1 protein-coding gene is annotated in these 326 nt (G+C 65.0%); it reads right to left on the bottom strand.

Features of this window, described 5'->3' with window-relative positions; translation table 11 throughout:
* On the bottom strand, positions 1–326 hold a 326-nt coding region (locus KDH83_RS32185), incomplete at both ends, for an acyl-CoA dehydrogenase family protein (protein WP_212323279.1).

Below are 326 nucleotides of genomic sequence, written 5' to 3'. Positions count from 1 at the left end.
GTTGAGACCGGTGTTCGGCTCGGTCACCCCGAAGCAGGCTTTCTCGCGGCCCTCGACGATGCCGGGCAGCATGCGCGCGCGCTGCGCATCGTCGCCGAACACCACCACCGGATTGAGCCCGAACACATTCATATGAATCGCGGAGGCGCCCGACATGCCCGCACCCGATTCCGATATCGCGCGCATCATGATCGCGGCTTCCATGATGCCAAGACCGGAGCCGCCGAATTCCTCGGGGATGCAGATGCCGAGCCAGCCCGCATGCGCCATCGCGTCGTAGAACTCATGCGGGAAGCCGCCGGCACGATCCTTCTCCAGCCAGTAGG

Source organism: Achromobacter sp. Marseille-Q0513, assembly GCF_018195695.1.
Taxonomy (GTDB): Bacteria; Pseudomonadota; Gammaproteobacteria; order Burkholderiales; family Burkholderiaceae_B; genus Achromobacter.
This window is presented reverse-complemented; position numbering and strand designations above follow the sequence as displayed.